The organism is Streptomyces sp. NPDC002680 (assembly GCF_042889145.1).
Taxonomy (GTDB): domain Bacteria; phylum Actinomycetota; class Actinomycetes; order Streptomycetales; family Streptomycetaceae; genus Streptomyces; species Streptomyces adonidis.
The window spans coordinates 360,289-376,890 of sequence record NZ_JBIAQP010000011.1 but is presented as its reverse complement, the minus strand read 5'-3'; the positions used below and the strand labels follow the sequence as shown (position 1 = coordinate 376,890).

The window sequence follows — 16,602 nt, the reverse complement described above, 5'->3', positions numbered from 1 at the left end:
GGGGCCGAGCCTTGCGAGAGCATGTTGGGCGGTCACCGGCAGCGCGGTTTCCAGCCAGGATGACCAGGGCTACGACAGGACGACAGCGGCCCCCTTCTGGAAGACCGTGTTGCCGCCGTCGTCGTGCCAGTCGATCTCCACGCCGTCGACGAAGCCCGAACTCACGACGGTGCAGGCCGAGTTGCCGGCGGACACCCCACGGGCCGGGGAGGCCCCCAGCGAACCGTCGTCGTCGTTCCCGGCGGTGACGAGCAGACCGTCGGCGAAGACCTTGGCGGCGGTGTTCCGCACCTTCAGACCGGCATAACCGCCCCCGCCCGTACCGCCGTTGCGGCCGTCACGGGTCAGCCGACAGCCGCTGAGCTGGAGGATGCCCTTGCTGTCGGTGTTCTGCACGTTGATGCCGTCGTAGCCGTTGCGGTCGGTGGAGCAGCCGCTGAACTGGATGACCCCCTGCCAGGTCCGCAGCACGAAGCCCTCCTTGGCCGACCACTCGGCCCGGCAACTGGTGAACGTCGAGTTGCCGGCCCCCGCGATCCACCAGCCGGAGCCGTTCCCGCCGAGCACGTACACGTCGTGCAGGACGGAGTCCGTGGAGTTGTTGAGCGCGATGCCGTAGGTCCCCGGCCAGAGGACGGAGACCCGGTCGAAGTGCAGACAGAACGGCGCCTGCGGGCCCGTGGGCACGGCCTCGTTGTAGGTGGTGTTGATGCCGTGTCCGGTGACCTTCCGTACCTGTACGTCCCGCAGTTGGAGGTGCTGGACCTGCCCGACGGCCCGGATCCCGTCGACCTCGGCGCCGCCCGTAGGCAACGCGCTGCCGTCGATGGTCAGTTGAAGAATCCGCACCTCGACGGACTTGGTGGCGTAGCCGCCACGGAGCTGGTCGAGCACGAGCACAACGGCCTCACCGGTGAACCCCGGCAACGGCTTCAGCCCGAACGAGGGGTCGGCCGCGCCCCATTCGTTCTCGCCGCCGCCGTGGGTGCCCTGGAGGGTGACGTACGGCGGTATCCGCACCGGCGCGCTCGTACGGTACTGACCCGCCGGCAGATACACCGTGTTGCCGGGCTCGCAGGCGTCGAGGGCCGCCTGGATGGCGAGGGTGTCGTCGGTGCTGCCGTCACCGGTGGCACCGTAGCCGCGTACGTCGTGCCACCCCAGGCCGTTGACCTCGGGCACGTCTCCCTCCGCGGCGGTCGCGGTCGTCGCCCCGATTCCGGTGAGGGCGGTGGCGGTGACGCCGACCGCGGCTCCGCCGAGGAACAGTCTTCGGGTGCGGGGATCGCCGTGCCCCGCACCCGGAGTGCTCTGCGTGTTTCCCATGTGGTGAATCCCCCTGAAGCTCAGTCACGGATGAGTAGGTGTACTCATGCCGAGGCGGCCGCGCGCGGGCCATCGTGAACGCACTGCATCACACGACGCACCACTCGCACCGGAGATCATCATGAACGGCAACCGCCGCATCCTGCTCACCCTGGCCACGGACAACTGGCTCTCCCGCGCCTACCTGGCCGTGGTCGTCGCGGCGACGGGCTTCTTCCTCGTCGACACCTTCTTCGTCTCCCACGCCGACGCCTCGATGGCGGGCGCGGTCCCATGGCTCCTGACGGCCCCGCTGAGCCTCCTGTACACACTCCTCCCGGAGGGCACGCTGAACGGCACGAGCGACTGGGCGTTCCTGGCGCTCTATCTGGTGGGGATCGGGGTGGCGGCTGTGGTGAACGCGGCTTTCATGGGGTTTGCGCTGCGGAAGATCCGTCCTGCTTCGGGGCGTGCGACTGCTGGTGCGTGAGCGCTGAAACGGGGCGCGGTGGTGGAGAAAGGGCCTCACGGGGCCCTTTTCTTGTTGTTCGAGGCCAAGTGACGTGCGGGCTGAATGGCGGGAGATTTCAAGCCACTCATGCTCGTCACACACTGAGATCGGGGCTTTGCCTGCCGGGCTGCTGCGCGTCGACCGCGCGGGATTCGACGAGGTTGGGTCCTCCGAGATGGCGTTCAAGCTCGCAGGGGATCTACTGCGGTGTGTGGTCGCCGCTCAGGTGTATGACCCACCTCGGAGCTGATGATGTCGTTGCCCCCGTGTCCTGGTGCGAGGTTTTGTCCGGCAGGATGTAGAGGGTTGTTCCGTGTCCGTCTCGTGGGGTGAGGATGAGCGGATGACCGATCGCTGCTGTACGGAGATGGCCCGCCGCGTGGCGTGTAGGGGGATCGCGTGATCGTTCTCATCGGGGTGCCGCTTACTGTCTATCTCGTGCTGGTGACGTGGTTGTGCGTTGCCGTCGGGGATCGGACGTCGTGGCGGGTGGGGTGGCTGATGGCCGCCGGCGGGGTGTTTCTGCCGCTCGCCCTTTTCGTCGCCATGCTTGTCCCATGACCTGAGCTGACTCCTGAACCCCGGCCCATGAAACGGGACGAGCCGCGCCGCCGGTGAACTGCGGTGGCGCGGCCTTGCCGGTACCCGGGGCTATGCCTGGACGAACAACTCGTCCGCGTCGGTGGCCGTGAGCGACCGGTCGAACCACGTGCCGAGCGTTTCCAGGTCGGTGCAGTCGGTGATGCGTTCGCGGGCGGCTTCGGGGATGTCGATGCCGCGGAGGTCGAGGATGCGGAGGATGTCCTTGGCGCGGGCCTTGGCTTCGCCCTTGGCCCGTCCTTCGGCTTCGCCCCTGGCCCGTCCTTCGGCTTCGCCCCTGGCTTTGCCTTCGGCTTCGCCCTGTGTGAAGCCCTTGATGCGGTATTCCTCCACGATGGTGCCGCTGCCCGGAAAGCGGCTGGGACGCATGGCCACGAGGTTCCTCCAGAGTGCGCGGGCCGGGGTGTCACCCAGGCCGATTTCGGTGTATTCCGCCCAGTCGTCCAAGACATTGCCGCCGACATTGGCCAGCGCCGTCGCCAGTGCTTCCAGTATCGCAGGGAGGGCTGGGTCCTTGGCGTGGGCGAGTGCGGACAGGACCGCCAGGGGGATGTCCTGTTCCGCCTCGTCCGGGTCGATGATCGTGGGCAGGTTGTCGGGCCCCAGAACCAGGGGGAAGACCGCGATGCTGGTGTGGATCGGCAGGCCGATACGGATCGGGTTCGCGGCCCAGGACGCGGTGTTCTTGTCCCGGCAGAGCACCAGCAGGATCGGGGGCACCTTGTACTTGGCGTAGAGATACGCCAAGTAGTACGTCCAACTGCTGTGCTTGTCCTGGTCCGGCTTGCCCTGGGACTCGATGGCCAGCAGATAGCCGTCGTCGTTCGCCGTGCTGATCCGTAACAGGGTGTCCACACGACGTGCCAGTGGCTTGATCTCGGTGAGATCGGTGTCCAGGAACTGGGTCGACGTGGGTTTGGGGAAGGTAATGCCGGCCTTCGGGAGGGCCCGGGCAAACAGGTCCGGGTCCTCCCTGAAGATCTGGTGCATCGCCTCGTGCGGTGAGCTGACCATGCGAGGGAACGTAATGGGTTGAATGCGTTGCGGCGGTGACAAGGCGACGCGTTCAGCCGTACGAGTGACTTGCCCTTGGAATCCGCCAGAGGGATATGCACTTGAGTCGCCATAGTCCCGCGTAGCCCGCTTAGCGGCTGGATTTCGCCATATCAGCCACCGCGCTGTCCTCGAACTCCCTTGCGAAACTCCCCAGTTGCGATCACGCTTCTGCGTGTCGACGGGGGTCGGGGGTGGGAGCAGGAAGCGGAGGCTGGGGCGGGTATGGGTGCCACGGAGAAGGTCGCTGATGCGGCGGCGCAGGCGAGGGAAGTGGTCGCGGATGTCGTGCGGAGCGACGCCGCTCTGCTGGAGGACGATCTGGCCGAGTTTCTCGGCTCGCTGACCGCCCCGGCGGCGGTCGCCTCGCAGTCCGTGTACGAGGCCGCCCTGCGGCGCTCCCTCTACGAACCCGTCGCCGACGCCGTCGGATCCAAGGTCGGCCAGGAGGCGCTGCCCCCGACCGCCGGGGCGCCCGGCGGCAACCGGGCCCCGTTGCGACCCTCGATGGTCTACTGGGCCTACCGCAACTACCGGGGTTTCCCCGATGAGTTGGGGGACGGTGGCGCCGAGGCGGACCTGGCCCTCGTCCGGCGGGCCGCCGTCTCCGTACGGGTCATGCTCAAGGCCTTCGTCGCCATCGACGACATCCAGGATGGCAGCGACGTCCGCTACGGCGAACCCGCGCTCCACGTCACCCATGGCGTACCGCTCGCCCTCAACACCGGGTCCTGGCTGATCGCCGCCGTTCTGCGGCACGCGGACGATCCCGCCGTCGTGGACAGTCTCGTACGGGCCGTCGAGAGCGGCTTCACCGGGCAGGCCGTCGACCTGTCCACCCGTACGGCCGAGACCCGCGCCGAACTCATCGCCGCGCCCCTCGAAGAGCGCGTCGCCTACTGGGAGTCCCTCGCCGCCCTCAAGACCGGCACCCTCTTCCGGATGCCGCTGGACTCGGCGCTCGCCGGTCTGCGCGTCGTCGAGGACGAGCAGGACATCCTGGACGTCGCCATGCGCCAACTCGGCCTGGCCAGCCAGCTGTTCAACGACCTCACCGACTTCGTACCCGAGTTCGGCGGTGGCCGGATCCACGAGGACTACGACGGGCTCAGCAACCGGGTCTTCCTCGAACTGCTCGACTCCGAAGCACCCGTCCTGGCTGGGGAGCAGCTCAAGGCCTACGTTCTCGGTCATCCCAAGCTGGAGCCGACCCTCCTCGAACTCGCCGCCGAAGCCGTCCAGTTGAAGCGCGACGCCAAGGAGAGCGTGTACCGCGTGTGCCGTTCCGACCGCAGCGCCGCCTACTTCGACCTCACCATCGAACGCAAGGGCCACCTCATCGACCGTCTCCACGAGACGCTCCAGCAGCGGAGCGGTACGTGACGGCCGCCACCGTCGTTGAGCGGCTGCGCGCCAGTACCCGCGACTGGCACGACGCCCTGGAGGCCACCCCCTTCGCGAGCGCGATGACCGCCGGGACCCTTCCCGTCGAGCGGTACGTCGGCCAACTCGCCGCCTATCGGGTGGTGTTGGAGGCGCTTGAGGGCGAACTCGGTCGTGTCCCGGATCCCTCCTCCGATGCCGGCGACGCCGTGTGGTCACCGGACCTCGTCAAACTCCCGCTCATCGAGCGCGACTTGGCCTACTTCGCCGGCCTCGGGACCGTCCCCGGCCCCTGGGCGGCCGAGGAAGCGGACGCCTTCGTCGCCGATATCCGGCAGCGCGCCGCCGACTCCGACCTCCCCGCCCTCCTCGGGTACCTGTACGTGATGGAGGGCTCCACGCTCGGCGCTCTCTTCCTCCACCCGTACGTCACCGCCGCCTACCGCCTCCCCGGCACCGACGGCGTCGCCTACTACACGAGCGGCGACCGTGACCGGTGGGCCCGCTTCACATCCCGTATGAACCAGGCTTTCGCCGCCCCGGAGGCGCAGGAGCAGGTCATCGCGGCGGCCCGGATCGCCTACCGGCACACCGCCGCGATCACCGGGGCGCTGTCCGTCGGGCTCAGCCCGCCATCTCCAGCCCCAGCCCCAACTCCCTCGCGATAAGCATCCGTTGCACCTCGCTCGTGCCCTCCCCGATCTCCAGGATCTTCGAGTCGCGCCACATCCGGGCCACCGGGTACTCGTTCATGAAGCCGTAGCCGCCGTGGATCTGCGTCGCCTCGCGGGCGTTGTCCACGGCGATCGTGGACGAGTACAGCTTCGCCAGCGCCGCTTCCTTCTTGAACGGTTCGCCCGATACGAGGCGTGAGGCCGCGTCCCGCCAGGCCAGGCGGGACGTGTGGGCCTTCATCTCCATGTCCGCGATCTTGAACTGGATCGCCTGGTTCGCGCCGATCGGGCGCCCGAACGCGTGCCGTTCCTTCGCGTACTTCACCGACTCGTCGACGCAGCCCTGGGCAAGTCCGGTCGCCAGGGCCGCGATCGCGATCCGCCCCTCGTCGAGGATGCGCAGGAACTGGGCGTACCCGCGCCCCTCCTCGCCGATCAGGTTCGCCGCCGGGACCCGTACGTCCGCGAAGGACAGCTCCCGGGTGTCCGACGCGTTCCAGCCGACCTTCGAGTACGGTGCCGCCACCGTGAACCCGGCCGTGCCCGACGGCACGAGGATCGCGGAGATGTGCGGCCTGCCGTCCGGCTTGCGGCCTGTCACCGCCGTCACCGTCACGAAGCCCGTGATGTCCGTGCCCGAGTTGGTGATGAAGCACTTCGTGCCGTTGATCACCCATTCGTCGGTGTCGGGGTCCAGGCGGGCCGTCGTCCGGGTCGCGCCCGCGTCCGAGCCGCCGTCCGGTTCCGTCAGGCCGAACGCGCCCAGGATCTCCCCGGCGCAGAGGCGCGGCAGCCACTCCCGCTTCTGCTCCTCCGTGCCGAACAGATGGATGGGCATCGCGCCCAGCGACACCCCCGCCTCCAGGGTGATCGCCACCGACGAGTCCACCCGCGCCAGCTCCTCCAGCGCGATGCCAAGCGCCAGATAGTCGCCGCCCATACCGCCGTACTCCTCGGGGAACGGCAGCCCGAACAGGCCCATCCGGCCCATCTCACGGACGATCTCGTACGGGAACTCGTGCCGCTCGTAGAAGTCGCCGATCTTCGGAGCCACGACATCGTGCGCGAACTGCTCGACCGTACGGCGGAGTTCTTCCAGTTCGGGGGAGAGCTTGTGGTCCATGGTCGTTCACTGCTCCTGGGATTCCGTGGGGTCCGTGGGTTGCAGGGATTCCGTGGATTCCTCGGGATCCTTGTGGGACAGGGCTCGTACGGTGCGGGACGGGCTCGGGCGGCCCAGCTGGTCGGCCATCCAGGTGCTCGTGGCGACGAGACCGGCGAGGTCGACCCCGGTCTCGATGCCGAGGCCCTGGAGCATCCACACCAGGTCCTCGGTGGCCAGGTTGCCGGTCGCTGACTTCGCGAACGGGCAGCCGCCGAGGCCGCCCGCGGAGGCGTCCACGGTGGTGACGCCGTGCTGGAGGGCGGCCAGGGTGTTGGCGAGCGCCTGCCCGTAGGTGTCGTGGAAGTGCACGCCGAGCACGTTCGTCGGCACGCGCTGTTCGTTGAGGGAGGAGAGCAGCTCCAGGACATGGCCGGGGGTGGCGACGCCGATCGTGTCGCCGAGGCTCAGCTCGTCGCAGCCCATGTCCAGCAGCGCCCCGCACACCCGTACGACCTGGTGGATCGGGACCGCCCCCTCCCAGGGGTCGCCGAAGCACATGGACACATAGCCGCGTACGTGCGCGCCCTCGTCCTTCGCCCGCCGCACCACCGGCTCGAACACCGCGAGCGACTCGTCGAGCGTGCGGTTGAGGTTGGCCTTCGCGAAGGACTCCGTGGCACTGGCGAAGACGGCTACCTGCCGTGCGCCGAGCGCCAGCGCGCGGTCCAGGCCGCGTCCGTTCGGGACGAGCACCGGCAGCCGTACGGGGAGATCGCTGATCTGGGGGAACAGGTCTTCCGCATCCGCGAGTTGGGGCACCCACTTGGGGTGGACGAAGCTCGTCGCCTCGATCGTCGTCAGGCCCGCGTCGGCCAGGCGTCGGATGAACTCCGCCTTCACCGCCGTCGGAACGGTCGTCTTCTCGTTCTGGAGGCCGTCCCGTGCGCCGACCTCGTGGATTCTGACCCGCGCGGGCAGATCCGGGGCCGGTACGACCATGGGGAGCGTCATTTCTCCTCCTCCGCAGGGGTGATCACGGCGAGCACCTGGTCCATGGCGACCGTCGTCCCAGGAGTGACGTCCAGTTCGGCGACCGTGCCCGCGTGCGGGGCGGCGATGACGTGCTCCATCTTCATCGCCTCGACCACCAGCAGGCTCTGCCCGGCCGTCACCTCGTCGCCGACGGCGACCTTCACGACCGTCACCGTCCCCGGCATGGGCGCCGTGAGCGAGTCGGCGCCGGAGTGCGCGGAGCCGGTCAGGGCGGCGGCCACCGGATCGTGGTCGCGCACCTGCCACGCGTCACCGTCCCGGCCCAGCCAGTCGCCGGCGCGGTGGAAGGTGTGGCGGACGCCGTCCAGGACCACGGACACCCGGTCGTCGGTGACGGTGTGGGTGCCGTGGGGGGCGTACTCCACGGGGTCCTGCACCCGCAGCCAGAACGCCGGCGGCTTCGGCGTACCACCCAGCCGCCAACCGCTGGGCACGGAGAAGGGATCCGTCCAGACACCCTCCCCCTGCTTCGGCCGCAGTGCCTCCATCCGTACGGCCGCCGCCGCCTCGTACACCTCCTCCGGTACCCCGTCCGGTACGAGGGAGTCCACCTCGCGCTCGACCAGCCCCGTGTCCAATTCGCCCGCCACGACCGCCGGATGGGCGAGGAGCCGGCGCAGGAACCCCGCGTTGGTCGGCACGCCCAGCGTGACCGTCTCCGCGAGGGCGGCGCGGAGCTTCCGGAGCGCGGTAGGACGATCCGGACCGTATGCGATCACCTTGGACAGCATCGGGTCGTACAGCGAACCGACCTCCGCGCCCTCGGTCAGCCCCGAGTCGGTGCGTACGCCGTCACCGGAGGGTTCGCGCAGGGCGAGCACCGTGCCGCCGGACGGCAGGAAGCCGCGGGAGGGGTCCTCCGCGCAGACCCGGGCCTCCACGGCGTGCCCGGTCAGCCGTACGTCCTCCTGTCCGAAGGACAGTGGCTCGCCCGCCGCGACCCGCAGCTGCCACTCCACCAGGTCGAGGCCCGTGACCAGTTCCGTCACCGGGTGCTCCACCTGGAGGCGGGTGTTCATCTCCATGAAGTAGTACGAGGCGGGGTCGCTGCCCGGGACGATGAACTCGACCGTCCCCGCGCCGACGTAGCCGCAGGAGCGGGCCGCCTGGACGGCCGCCTCGCCCATGGACGCGCGCGTGCCCTCGTCGAGGAGGACGGAGGGCGCCTCCTCGATGATCTTCTGGTGCCGCCGCTGGAGCGAGCACTCGCGCTCGCCCAGGTGTACGACGTTCCCGTGGCCGTCGGCCAGGACCTGGATCTCGATGTGCCGGGGCCGGTCCACCCACCGTTCGACGAGGAGCGTGTCGTCGCCGAAGGAGGCGCGGGCCTCGCGGCGGGCGGCGGCGATCTCCTCCGCCAGCGCGCCCGCCTCCCGCACCAGCCGCATGCCCTTCCCGCCCCCGCCCGCGCTGGGCTTGAGGAGCACCGGCATGCCGATCTCCCGTGCCGCGTCGGCCAGTTCGGCGTCGGTGAGGCCGCTGCCGCTCGACCCGGGGACCACCGGGACCCCGGCCGCGCGGACCGTCTCCTTGGCGCTGATCTTGTCGCCCATCAGGGAGATCGCGTCGGCGGGCGGCCCGATGAAGACGAGCCCGGCGTCGACGCACGCGCGCGCGAAGGCCGCGTTCTCCGCGAGGAAGCCGTACCCCGGGTGCACGGCCTGGGCGCCGGTGCGGGCGGCGGCTTCGAGGAGGCGGGGGACGGACAGATAGCTCTCCGCCGCTGCCGCCGGTCCGATCCGTACCGCCGTGTCGGCCTCCCGGACGTGCCGCGCGTCGGCGTCCGCGTCGGAGAAGACGGCCACCGAACGCACACCCAGCGCGCGCAGGGTGCGGACGACCCGGACCGCGATCTCGCCCCGGTTGGCGACAAGCACTGTGTCAAACATGGTCAGAGATCCCCTCACGTCTCACATCCGGAAGACGCCGAACTGGGGGTCGCCCAGTGGCGCGTTGGCGCAGGCGGTGAGCGCGAGCCCCAGTACCTGGCGGGTTTCGAGGGGGTCGATGACGCCGTCGTCCCAGAGCCGGGCCGTCGCGTAGTAGGCGCTGCCCTGGCGCTCGTACTGCGCGCGGATCGGGTCCTTGAAGGCTTCCTCCGCCTCGGTCGGCCAGGACTCGCCCCGCCCCTCCAACTGGTCCCGCTTGACGGTCGCGAGGACGGACGCGGCCTGCTCGCCGCCCATGACCGAGATCTTGGCGCCGGGCCACATCCACAGGAAGCGCGGTGAATACGCCCGGCCGCACATCGAGTAGTTCCCGGCCCCGTACGACCCGCCGACCACCACGGTCAGCTTGGGCACGCGCGCGCACGCCACGGCCGTGACCATCTTGGCGCCGTGCTTGGCGATGCCGCCCGCTTCGTACGACCGCCCCACCATGAACCCGGAGATGTTCTGGAGGAAGAGAAGCGGGATGCCGCGCTGGTCGCAGAGTTCGATGAAGTGGGCGCCCTTCTGGGCGGATTCGGAGAACAGGATGCCGTTGTTGGCGATCACCCCGACCGGGTGGCCGTGGATGTGCGCGAACCCGGTGACGAGGGTCTGCCCGAACTCGGCCTTGAACTCCGCGAACCGGGAACCGTCGACCACGCGCGCGATGATCTCCCGTACGTCATAGGGGGTGCGGGAGTCGACGGGCACGGCGCCGTACAGCCCGTGCGGGTCCACCTTGGGTTCGACGGACTGCCGGACGTCCCAGGGCAGCGCCCCGCGCGCGGGAAGGGTCGCGGCGATGTTCCGCACGATCCTGAGCGCGTGCGCGTCGTCCTCGGCGAGATGGTCCGTAACGCCCGACACGCGCGCGTGGACGTCTCCTCCGCCCAGTTCCTCGGCGGTCACGACCTCGCCGGTGGCGGCCTTCACCAATGGGGGCCCGCCAAGGAAGATCGTCCCCTGATTGCGGACGATGACGGCCTCGTCGCTCATCGCCGGGACGTAGGCCCCACCGGCCGTGCACGATCCGAGCACGGCGGCGATCTGCGGAATGCCGGCGCCGGACATCCGGGCCTGGTTGAAGAAGATCCGCCCGAAGTGGTCACGGTCGGGGAAGACCTCGTCCTGCATGGGGAGGAAGGCCCCGCCGGAGTCCACCAGGTAGATGCACGGGAGGCGGTTGTCGAGGGCGACCTCCTGCGCGCGGAGGTGCTTCTTGACGGTCATCGGGTAGTACGTGCCGCCTTTGACGGTGGCGTCGTTGGCGACGATCACGCACTCGCGCCCGCTGACCCGCCCGATACCGGCGATCACCCCGGCGGCCGGTGCCTGGCCCTCGTACATCCCGTCGGCGGCGAGCGGCGCCAGCTCCAGGAAGGGCGACCCGGGATCGAGGAGGCCGTCGATCCGGTCCCGCGGAAGCAGCTTCCCGCGCGCGGTGTGCCGGGCCCGGGCCTTCTCGCCCCCGCCGAGCCGGGCCACGGCCAGCTTGCCGTGCAGCTCCTCGACCAGCGCACGGTGAGCCGCCTCGTTGGCCCGCCAGGCCTCCGACGCGGGGTCCGCCGCGCTGTGCAGCTCCGGTGCCTCCTGCATCCTGCGGTCCCCTCACCCAGTGGTCGGCCAGTTAATGAGCGTTAACGCATTTCCTCCAGGTTAACGACCGCTAACCTCCGTGTCTAGAATCATTTGCATGGCCATCAGAACCGACGCCCCGACCCGTCGCGAGCAGATCCTCAAGGAGGCCGCCCGGCTCTTCGCCGAGCGCGGTTTCCATGGTGTGGGCGTGGACGAGATAGGGGCCGCGGTGGGCATCAGCGGCCCCGGTCTCTACCGCCACTTCCCGGGCAAGGACGCGATGCTCGCCGAACTGCTGGTGGGCATCAGCGGCCAGCTCCTGACGGGCGGCAAACGGCGGGTGGCGGAGTCCGACGGGGACCCCGAGGCGCTCCTCGACTCCCTCATCGAGGGTCATATCGACTTCGCCCTGGACGACCGCCCCCTGATCACCCTCCACGACCGCGAACTGGACCGCCTGCGCGACAGCGACCGCAAGCTGGTGCGCCAGCTCCAGCGGCAGTACGTCGAGCTGTGGGTGGAGGTCGTGCGGGAGGTGTACCCGGAGCTGACCGAACCGACGGCCCGCTCGGCGGTCCACTCGGTCTTCGGCCTCCTGAACTCGACCCCGCACCTGGGCCGCCCGGGAGCCCTCCCGGGCCGGGGTGTCACGGCGGCACTGCTGCACCGGATGGCCAGGGGGGCGTTCGCGGCGGCGGAGGGGGCGAGGGCGGCGGCGGAGTGACGAGCGTTACGGCCCGACTCCTCTGGACGGGGCTTCGTACTCGCGGGTACGGTTGATCTGAGCAAGCGCTTAGCCGTTTGGAACCGCAGCCATCAATTGAGCAACCCCTACGGCGGGCAACCACATACGCGAGAGCGGCGCCGGCTTAGGCGCAGAGAGGTGTCGGCGGTGCGCCGTACTGTGTTCAACGAGGATCACGAGGCGTTCCGGGAGACCCTTCGCGCCTTCATCGAGGCCGAGGTCGTGCCCGTCTACGACGAGTGGTTCGCCGCGGGCCAGGCGCCGCGCGAGTTCTACTACAAGCTCGCCGAACTGGGCGTCTTCGGCATCCGCGTCGACGAGGAGTACGGCGGCGCCGGAATCGACTCGTACAAGTTCGAGGCCGTCCTGTACGAGGAGACCGCGCGCGCGGGTGTGTCCTTCGGCGGCTCCGGCGTGCACGTGCTGCTCGGTCTGCCGTACATCAAGCTGCTCGCCAACGACGAGCAGAAGAAGCGCTTCCTGCCGAAGTTCGTCTCCGGCGAGGAGATGTGGGCGATCGCGATGACCGAGCCGGGCACCGGCTCCGACCTCGCGGGCATGAAGAGCACCGCCAAGCTCTCCGAGGACGGCACGCACTACGTCCTCAACGGCTCCAAGACCTTCATCACCGGTGGAGTCCACGCCGACCGCATGATCGTCTGCGCCCGTACGGACGCGCCCAGCGCCGAGGACCGCCGCCACGGCATCTCCCTCTTCGTGGTCGACACCAAGGCCGAGGGCTACTCCGTCGGCCGCAAGCTGGACAAGCTCGGCCTGAAGACCTCCGACACCGCCGAGCTGGCGTTCGTCGACGTCAAGGTGCCCGTCGAGGACCTCCTCGGCGAGGAGAACAAGGGCTTCTACTACCTCGGCCACAACCTCGCCTCGGAGCGCTGGGGCATCGCCTACGGCGCGTACGCGCAGGCCAAGGCCGCCGTCCGGTTCGCCACCCAGTACGTGCGGGAGCGTGTCGTCTTCGGCAAGCCCGTCGCGCACTTCCAGAACACCAAGTTCGAGCTGGCCGCCTGTCAGGCCGAGGTGGACGCGGCCGAGGCCGTCGCCGACCGTGCGACCGAGGCCCTGGACCTGGGCGAGCTGACCCCGGCCGAGGCCGCCAGCGCCAAGCTGTTCTGCACCGAGGTCGCCCACCGCGTGATCGACCGCTGCCTCCAGCTGCACGGCGGCTACGGCTTCATGAACGAGTACCCGATCGCCCGCCTGTACGCCGACAACCGCGTCAACCGCATCTACGGCGGCACCAGCGAGATCATGAAGTCGATCATCGCGAAGGACATGGGCCTGTAAGGACATAGTCCCGCAGGACACGGACCCGTAAGGTTCCGGAAATTACTTGCCAGTAGAAATGACTGCATGAGTCAGGCACTTCAGTCTCTCCTCGATCTGCTCGACCTTGAGCAGATCGAGGAGAACATCTTCCGCGGCCGGTCCCGGCCCGCCATCGTCCCCCGCGTCTTCGGCGGGCAGGTGGCGGCCCAGGCACTCGTCGCCGCCGGGCGTACGGTCCCCGCCGACCGTCCCGCCCACTCGCTCCACTCGTACTTCCTGCGCCCCGGCGACCCCGGCGTACCGATCGTCTACACCGTCGACCGCATCCGCGACGGCCGTTCCTTCACCACCCGCAGGGTTGTCGCGATCCAGCACGGGCAGCCGATCTTCCATCTCTCCGCGAGCTTCCAGCAGCACGAGGACGGCCTCGACCACCAGGCCCCGATGCCCGCCGCCCCCGACCCGGCGACCCTTCCCACGGCCGAGGAACAGCTTCCCCGGTACGCCCATCTGGACCCGGCGGTCGTCGAGAAGTTCCTGGAGTCCCGCGAGGCCGTCGACATCCGCTACGTCGACGACCCGCCCTACGGCAGGTTCGGCGAGCCCCGTGAACCGCGCTCACAGGTCTGGTTCCGTACGAACGGCAAGCTGGGTGGTGCGGTGGACGAACCACTGCTCCACGTCTGCCTCGCCACCTACGTCTCCGACTACACGCTGCTCGACTCGATCCTGCTGGCGCACGGCCGCGGCGGCTGGGCGGTGAACGACGTGGTAGGCGCCTCGCTGGACCACGCGATGTGGTTCCACCGCCCGTTCCGCGCCGACGAATGGCTGCTGTACGACCAGGAGTCACCGTCCGCGTCCGGCGGCCGTGGCCTCGGCCAGGGCCGCATCTACACGCAGGACGGGCAGCTGGCGATCACGGTCATCCAGGAGGGCGTGATCCGGGTCCCACGCACCTCCTGACTAGCCGTTTCTACTCGCTGTCGCTGTCGGTTTCGTTCTCGCCGAGCAGCCCGGCCTCGCCCAGCAGGAACGCTGTCAGCGGGTCGTAGAAGCGCGGGCTCGTCACATGGTCGTCGAGCGGAACGGCCACCTGGAGGGTGCCTTCCGACTCGGCCAGGAACAGCGCGGGGTCGTTGCAGTCGGCGTACCCGACGGAGTCGATGCCGTGCTGTCCGGCGTACCCCGCCCAGCCGTGGTCGGCGACGACCAGGTCGGGCAGCGGACGGCCCTCGCGCTCAAGTCCCGTAAGGATCGCGCGCATCGGCTCGCCGGAGTGGGTGTGCCACAGCGTGGCCCCGTGCTCCAGCACCGCGACGCCCGCGAACTGGAAGACGTACCCCTCGTCCGTCGTCAGACCGTCCGGGATGACGACGATCTCGCAGCCGGCGGCCCGCAGCGCGTCGGCCGTGGCGCGGTGCACGTCGAGCAGGCCGCCCGGGTGGCCGGTGGCGAACAGCACCCGCTGTCGGCTGTCGGCCGCCTTGCGCAGCCGGGCCGCGAGCCGTTCAAGGGCGGCGACCGTCAGCTCGGGGTCGATGGTGTCCTGGCCGTACCGGTGTTCGGGATCGTCGTTCACACCGACGCGCTCGGCCATCACCGCGAGCACGTCCTGCTCGTCGGTCCAGCGGTCGCCCAGCTCCAGCCCGAGCCAGTAGTGCCGTTCGCCGTTCGCCAGCTTGCGGTAATGGGAGAGGTTGTTCTCGCGGGGCGTGGCGACATCACCCGCGATACGGGTTTTCACAAGATGATCGACAAGCTCGGCGCGGCTGGGAATCCCGGGTATCGGCATGCCTCCCATTGTGAGGCAGACAACAGCCCGCGTGCCCGGCGTCCCGATCGCTGGGACGCAGGTCACGCCACGTCAGTAGTGCCTCAGTACTGCTTCAGCGCGAACCACAATTCCATGCGTACGTCGGGATCGTCGAGGTCCGTGCCGAGGAGGGCCGTGCAGCGCGCGATCCGCTGCCGGACGGTGTTGCGGTGCACGGCCAGCGCGACCGCCGTACGGTCCCAACTCCCGTGCAGGGAGAGCCAGGTGCGCAATGTCTCGACCAGCGCCGGGGCCGCGGCGATCGGCGCGAGGAGGATACCGGCGTGGGCCGCCGCGTCGGCTTCGGGGACGAGGTCCGACAGCGCGGCCCGCTCGCCGTGGCGGATCAGGGGGCTGCGGGTGGCTCGGGCGCGGGCGAGCGCGCGGGCCGCCTGGGTGTCGGCGGCCGGCCAGTCGCGCGGCCCGGCCGGGGCGCTCACCCCGCAGGTCCAACCGGGCTGCGGAGTGACCTCGTGACCGGCGGGCAGCAGGACCCGTACGACATCCCCGTCGACGTCGACCAGCGGCGAGCCGAGCGCTGTACCGAGCGCCGAGGCGGTCACCGGATCGGGGGCCGCTGCTTCGGGCTGCGCGTGTACGACCGTCCAGCGGTCGTCGGGGCCCAGCAGCGGGGCCACGGTCTCCGGGGTCGCCCCCAGCAGCAGCCGTACGAGGGCCGAGGAGCGGGCGGCGCCGGTGCCGCTCTGGTGTTCGCCGGTGAGGAGGGCGAGGAGTACGGCGGCCACGGAGACGATCGTGTGGTCGCCGGACGTACGTTCGGGTGCCGCGACGGCGAGCACGAAGCCCTGGCCGGTGCCGAGGGCGTAGGCGGCGAGATGGGTGCCGGCGGTGGGGTCGGTGTCCGTGGCGGAGGCGGGCCCACGGGCGGGCCGGACCACGGCCGCGAGCCCGGCCAGGGACGGGTCCGCGCCGGTCTCCCGCCCCGCCGCCGCGATCTGCGCTCCGTCCGGCCCGTACAGCACCGCCCGGCCGCCCACCCGCTGGGCCAGCTGGCGCAGGACGGAGGGCACCGGGTCCGGGCGGGACGCGGCGGCGGCCAGGCTCTGCTGGGCCTCCGTCACGCGGCGGAGTTCGGCCAGCCGGGCCTGCGCCATGAGCTGCCAGACGGCGCGGGCCACGCCCGAGAAGGTCGTCCGTGGCGGGACCTCGACGAGCGGCAGCTCGTACGCGTCGCAGGCCTCGACCAGCGCCCGCGGCACGCTGTCGTGCACCGGCGCGACGCCGAACCCGAGCGCGGCGCCACCGGCCGCCACGATCCTGGCCACGTAATCGTCGAAGTACGTCCCCGAGCCGGCCGCCTCCGGGATGTGCACCCCGGCCGTCAGCAGCAGCTCACCGCCGAGCAGATACGGGTACGGGTCCGCCATCTCCGACGCGTGCGCCCAGTGGATCGCCGGGTCGGGGGCGGTCGGGCCGGCGATCTGGCGCAGGGCGAGGTCGTCGCGGGCGAGGAGGGCGGAGAGGGGGACGGGGGTGGTGGGCGGTGCGGGTACGGAGGGGTCCGGCAGGGTGGACATGGTGGATGTTCCATCCGTACGAG

General features: G+C 70.1%; 15 protein-coding genes. 7 read left to right on the top strand and 8 right to left on the bottom strand.

The features are described from left to right. Window positions 1–69 precede the first annotated feature (69 nt). On the bottom strand, window positions 70–1,326 hold the full coding sequence (locus ACFYXF_RS29115) for a glycosyl hydrolase family 28-related protein (protein WP_389353837.1): 1,257 nt from the start codon (window positions 1,324–1,326) through the stop codon (window positions 70–72). A 121-nt stretch (window positions 1,327–1,447) separates the two neighbouring features. On the opposite strand from ACFYXF_RS29115, the gene ACFYXF_RS29110 reads away from it, so the two are divergent. Then, on the top strand, window positions 1,448–1,795 hold the full coding sequence (locus ACFYXF_RS29110; RefSeq protein ID WP_389353835.1) for an SCO4225 family membrane protein: 348 nt from the start codon (window positions 1,448–1,450) through the stop codon (window positions 1,793–1,795). Between the two features lie 420 nt (window positions 1,796–2,215). Further along, complete coding sequence (locus ACFYXF_RS29105) at window positions 2,216–2,377, top strand: hypothetical protein (protein WP_389353833.1); 162 nt, start codon at window positions 2,216–2,218, stop codon at window positions 2,375–2,377. Window positions 2,378–2,467: 90 nt separating this feature from the next. Here the strand turns inward: ACFYXF_RS29105 and ACFYXF_RS29100 are convergent, their stop codons facing one another. After that, entirely contained in the window at window positions 2,468–3,430 is a 963-nt protein-coding gene (locus ACFYXF_RS29100; protein WP_389353831.1) for a hypothetical protein, read from the bottom strand. A 264-nt stretch (window positions 3,431–3,694) separates the two neighbouring features. On the opposite strand from ACFYXF_RS29100, the gene ACFYXF_RS29095 reads away from it, so the two are divergent. Further along, on the top strand, window positions 3,695–4,852 hold the full coding sequence (locus ACFYXF_RS29095; protein WP_389353830.1) for a polyprenyl synthetase family protein: 1,158 nt from the start codon (window positions 3,695–3,697) through the stop codon (window positions 4,850–4,852). After that, window positions 4,849–5,520, top strand: a complete 672-nt coding sequence (locus ACFYXF_RS29090) for a biliverdin-producing heme oxygenase (RefSeq protein ID WP_389353828.1) — start codon at window positions 4,849–4,851, stop codon at window positions 5,518–5,520. The genes ACFYXF_RS29095 and ACFYXF_RS29090 overlap by 4 nt, the downstream gene beginning before the upstream one ends. Here ACFYXF_RS29090 and ACFYXF_RS29085 read toward each other — a convergent pair. From ACFYXF_RS29085 to ACFYXF_RS29070, 4 genes are read right to left on the bottom strand one after another with little or no spacing between them, the layout of a single operon-like run. Further along, entirely contained in the window at window positions 5,477–6,649 is a 1,173-nt protein-coding gene (locus tag ACFYXF_RS29085) for an acyl-CoA dehydrogenase family protein (RefSeq protein ID WP_389353827.1), read from the bottom strand. The genes ACFYXF_RS29090 and ACFYXF_RS29085 overlap by 44 nt on opposite strands. Window positions 6,650–6,655: 6 nt before the next feature. Further along, entirely contained in the window at window positions 6,656–7,642 is a 987-nt protein-coding gene (locus ACFYXF_RS29080) for a hydroxymethylglutaryl-CoA lyase (protein WP_389353825.1), read from the bottom strand. Then, window positions 7,639–9,573: an acetyl/propionyl/methylcrotonyl-CoA carboxylase subunit alpha gene (locus ACFYXF_RS29075; RefSeq protein WP_389353824.1), complete on the bottom strand. Its 1,935-nt coding sequence runs from the start codon at window positions 9,571–9,573 to the stop codon at window positions 7,639–7,641. The genes ACFYXF_RS29080 and ACFYXF_RS29075 overlap by 4 nt, the downstream gene beginning before the upstream one ends. 21 nt (window positions 9,574–9,594) lie before the next feature. Next, window positions 9,595–11,211: a carboxyl transferase domain-containing protein gene (locus ACFYXF_RS29070; protein WP_389353822.1), complete on the bottom strand. Its 1,617-nt coding sequence runs from the start codon at window positions 11,209–11,211 to the stop codon at window positions 9,595–9,597. Window positions 11,212–11,308: 97 nt separating this feature from the next. Here ACFYXF_RS29070 and ACFYXF_RS29065 point away from each other — a divergent pair, with 97 nt between their 5' ends. From ACFYXF_RS29065 to tesB, 3 genes are all read left to right on the top strand, one after another. Then, window positions 11,309–11,917 (top strand): TetR/AcrR family transcriptional regulator, encoded by a 609-nt coding sequence (locus ACFYXF_RS29065; RefSeq protein ID WP_389353820.1) that lies wholly within the window; start codon window positions 11,309–11,311, stop codon window positions 11,915–11,917. Between the two features lie 168 nt (window positions 11,918–12,085). Then, a complete protein-coding gene (locus ACFYXF_RS29060) occupies window positions 12,086–13,243 on the top strand; it encodes an acyl-CoA dehydrogenase family protein (protein ID WP_389353818.1) in 1,158 nt (385 codons plus the stop codon). Between the two features lie 66 nt (window positions 13,244–13,309). Continuing rightward, window positions 13,310–14,191: an acyl-CoA thioesterase II gene (gene tesB, locus ACFYXF_RS29055; protein WP_389353816.1), complete on the top strand. Its 882-nt coding sequence runs from the start codon at window positions 13,310–13,312 to the stop codon at window positions 14,189–14,191. Between the two features lie 10 nt (window positions 14,192–14,201). On the opposite strand, the gene ACFYXF_RS29050 is transcribed toward tesB, so the two are convergent. After that, complete coding sequence (locus ACFYXF_RS29050; RefSeq protein WP_389353814.1) at window positions 14,202–15,020, bottom strand: phosphatase; 819 nt, start codon at window positions 15,018–15,020, stop codon at window positions 14,202–14,204. A gap of 83 nt (window positions 15,021–15,103) precedes the next feature. Further along, complete coding sequence (locus ACFYXF_RS29045; protein WP_389353812.1) at window positions 15,104–16,579, bottom strand: helix-turn-helix domain-containing protein; 1,476 nt, start codon at window positions 16,577–16,579, stop codon at window positions 15,104–15,106. Between the last annotated feature and the right edge of the window lie 23 nt (window positions 16,580–16,602).

Excerpts from the sequence above, each read along its gene's own strand:
- ACFYXF_RS29115 (WP_389353837.1), bottom strand. The coding sequence starts at position 1,326 with ATGGGAAACACGCAGAGCACTCCGGGTGCGGGGCACGGCGATCCCCGC.
- ACFYXF_RS29110 (WP_389353835.1), top strand. The coding sequence starts at position 1,448 with ATGAACGGCAACCGCCGCATCCTGCTCACCCTGGCCACGGACAACTGG.
- ACFYXF_RS29100 (WP_389353831.1), bottom strand. The coding sequence starts at position 3,430 with ATGGTCAGCTCACCGCACGAGGCGATGCACCAGATCTTCAGGGAGGAC.
- ACFYXF_RS29095 (WP_389353830.1), top strand. The coding sequence starts at position 3,695 with ATGGGTGCCACGGAGAAGGTCGCTGATGCGGCGGCGCAGGCGAGGGAA.
- ACFYXF_RS29085 (WP_389353827.1), bottom strand. The coding sequence starts at position 6,649 with ATGGACCACAAGCTCTCCCCCGAACTGGAAGAACTCCGCCGTACGGTC.
- ACFYXF_RS29080 (WP_389353825.1), bottom strand. The coding sequence starts at position 7,642 with ATGACGCTCCCCATGGTCGTACCGGCCCCGGATCTGCCCGCGCGGGTC.
- ACFYXF_RS29075 (WP_389353824.1), bottom strand. The coding sequence starts at position 9,573 with ATGTTTGACACAGTGCTTGTCGCCAACCGGGGCGAGATCGCGGTCCGG.
- ACFYXF_RS29070 (WP_389353822.1), bottom strand. The coding sequence starts at position 11,211 with ATGCAGGAGGCACCGGAGCTGCACAGCGCGGCGGACCCCGCGTCGGAG.
- ACFYXF_RS29065 (WP_389353820.1), top strand. The coding sequence starts at position 11,309 with ATGGCCATCAGAACCGACGCCCCGACCCGTCGCGAGCAGATCCTCAAG.
- tesB (WP_389353816.1), top strand. The coding sequence starts at position 13,310 with ATGAGTCAGGCACTTCAGTCTCTCCTCGATCTGCTCGACCTTGAGCAG.
- ACFYXF_RS29050 (WP_389353814.1), bottom strand. The coding sequence starts at position 15,020 with ATGCCGATACCCGGGATTCCCAGCCGCGCCGAGCTTGTCGATCATCTT.
- ACFYXF_RS29045 (WP_389353812.1), bottom strand. The coding sequence starts at position 16,579 with ATGTCCACCCTGCCGGACCCCTCCGTACCCGCACCGCCCACCACCCCC.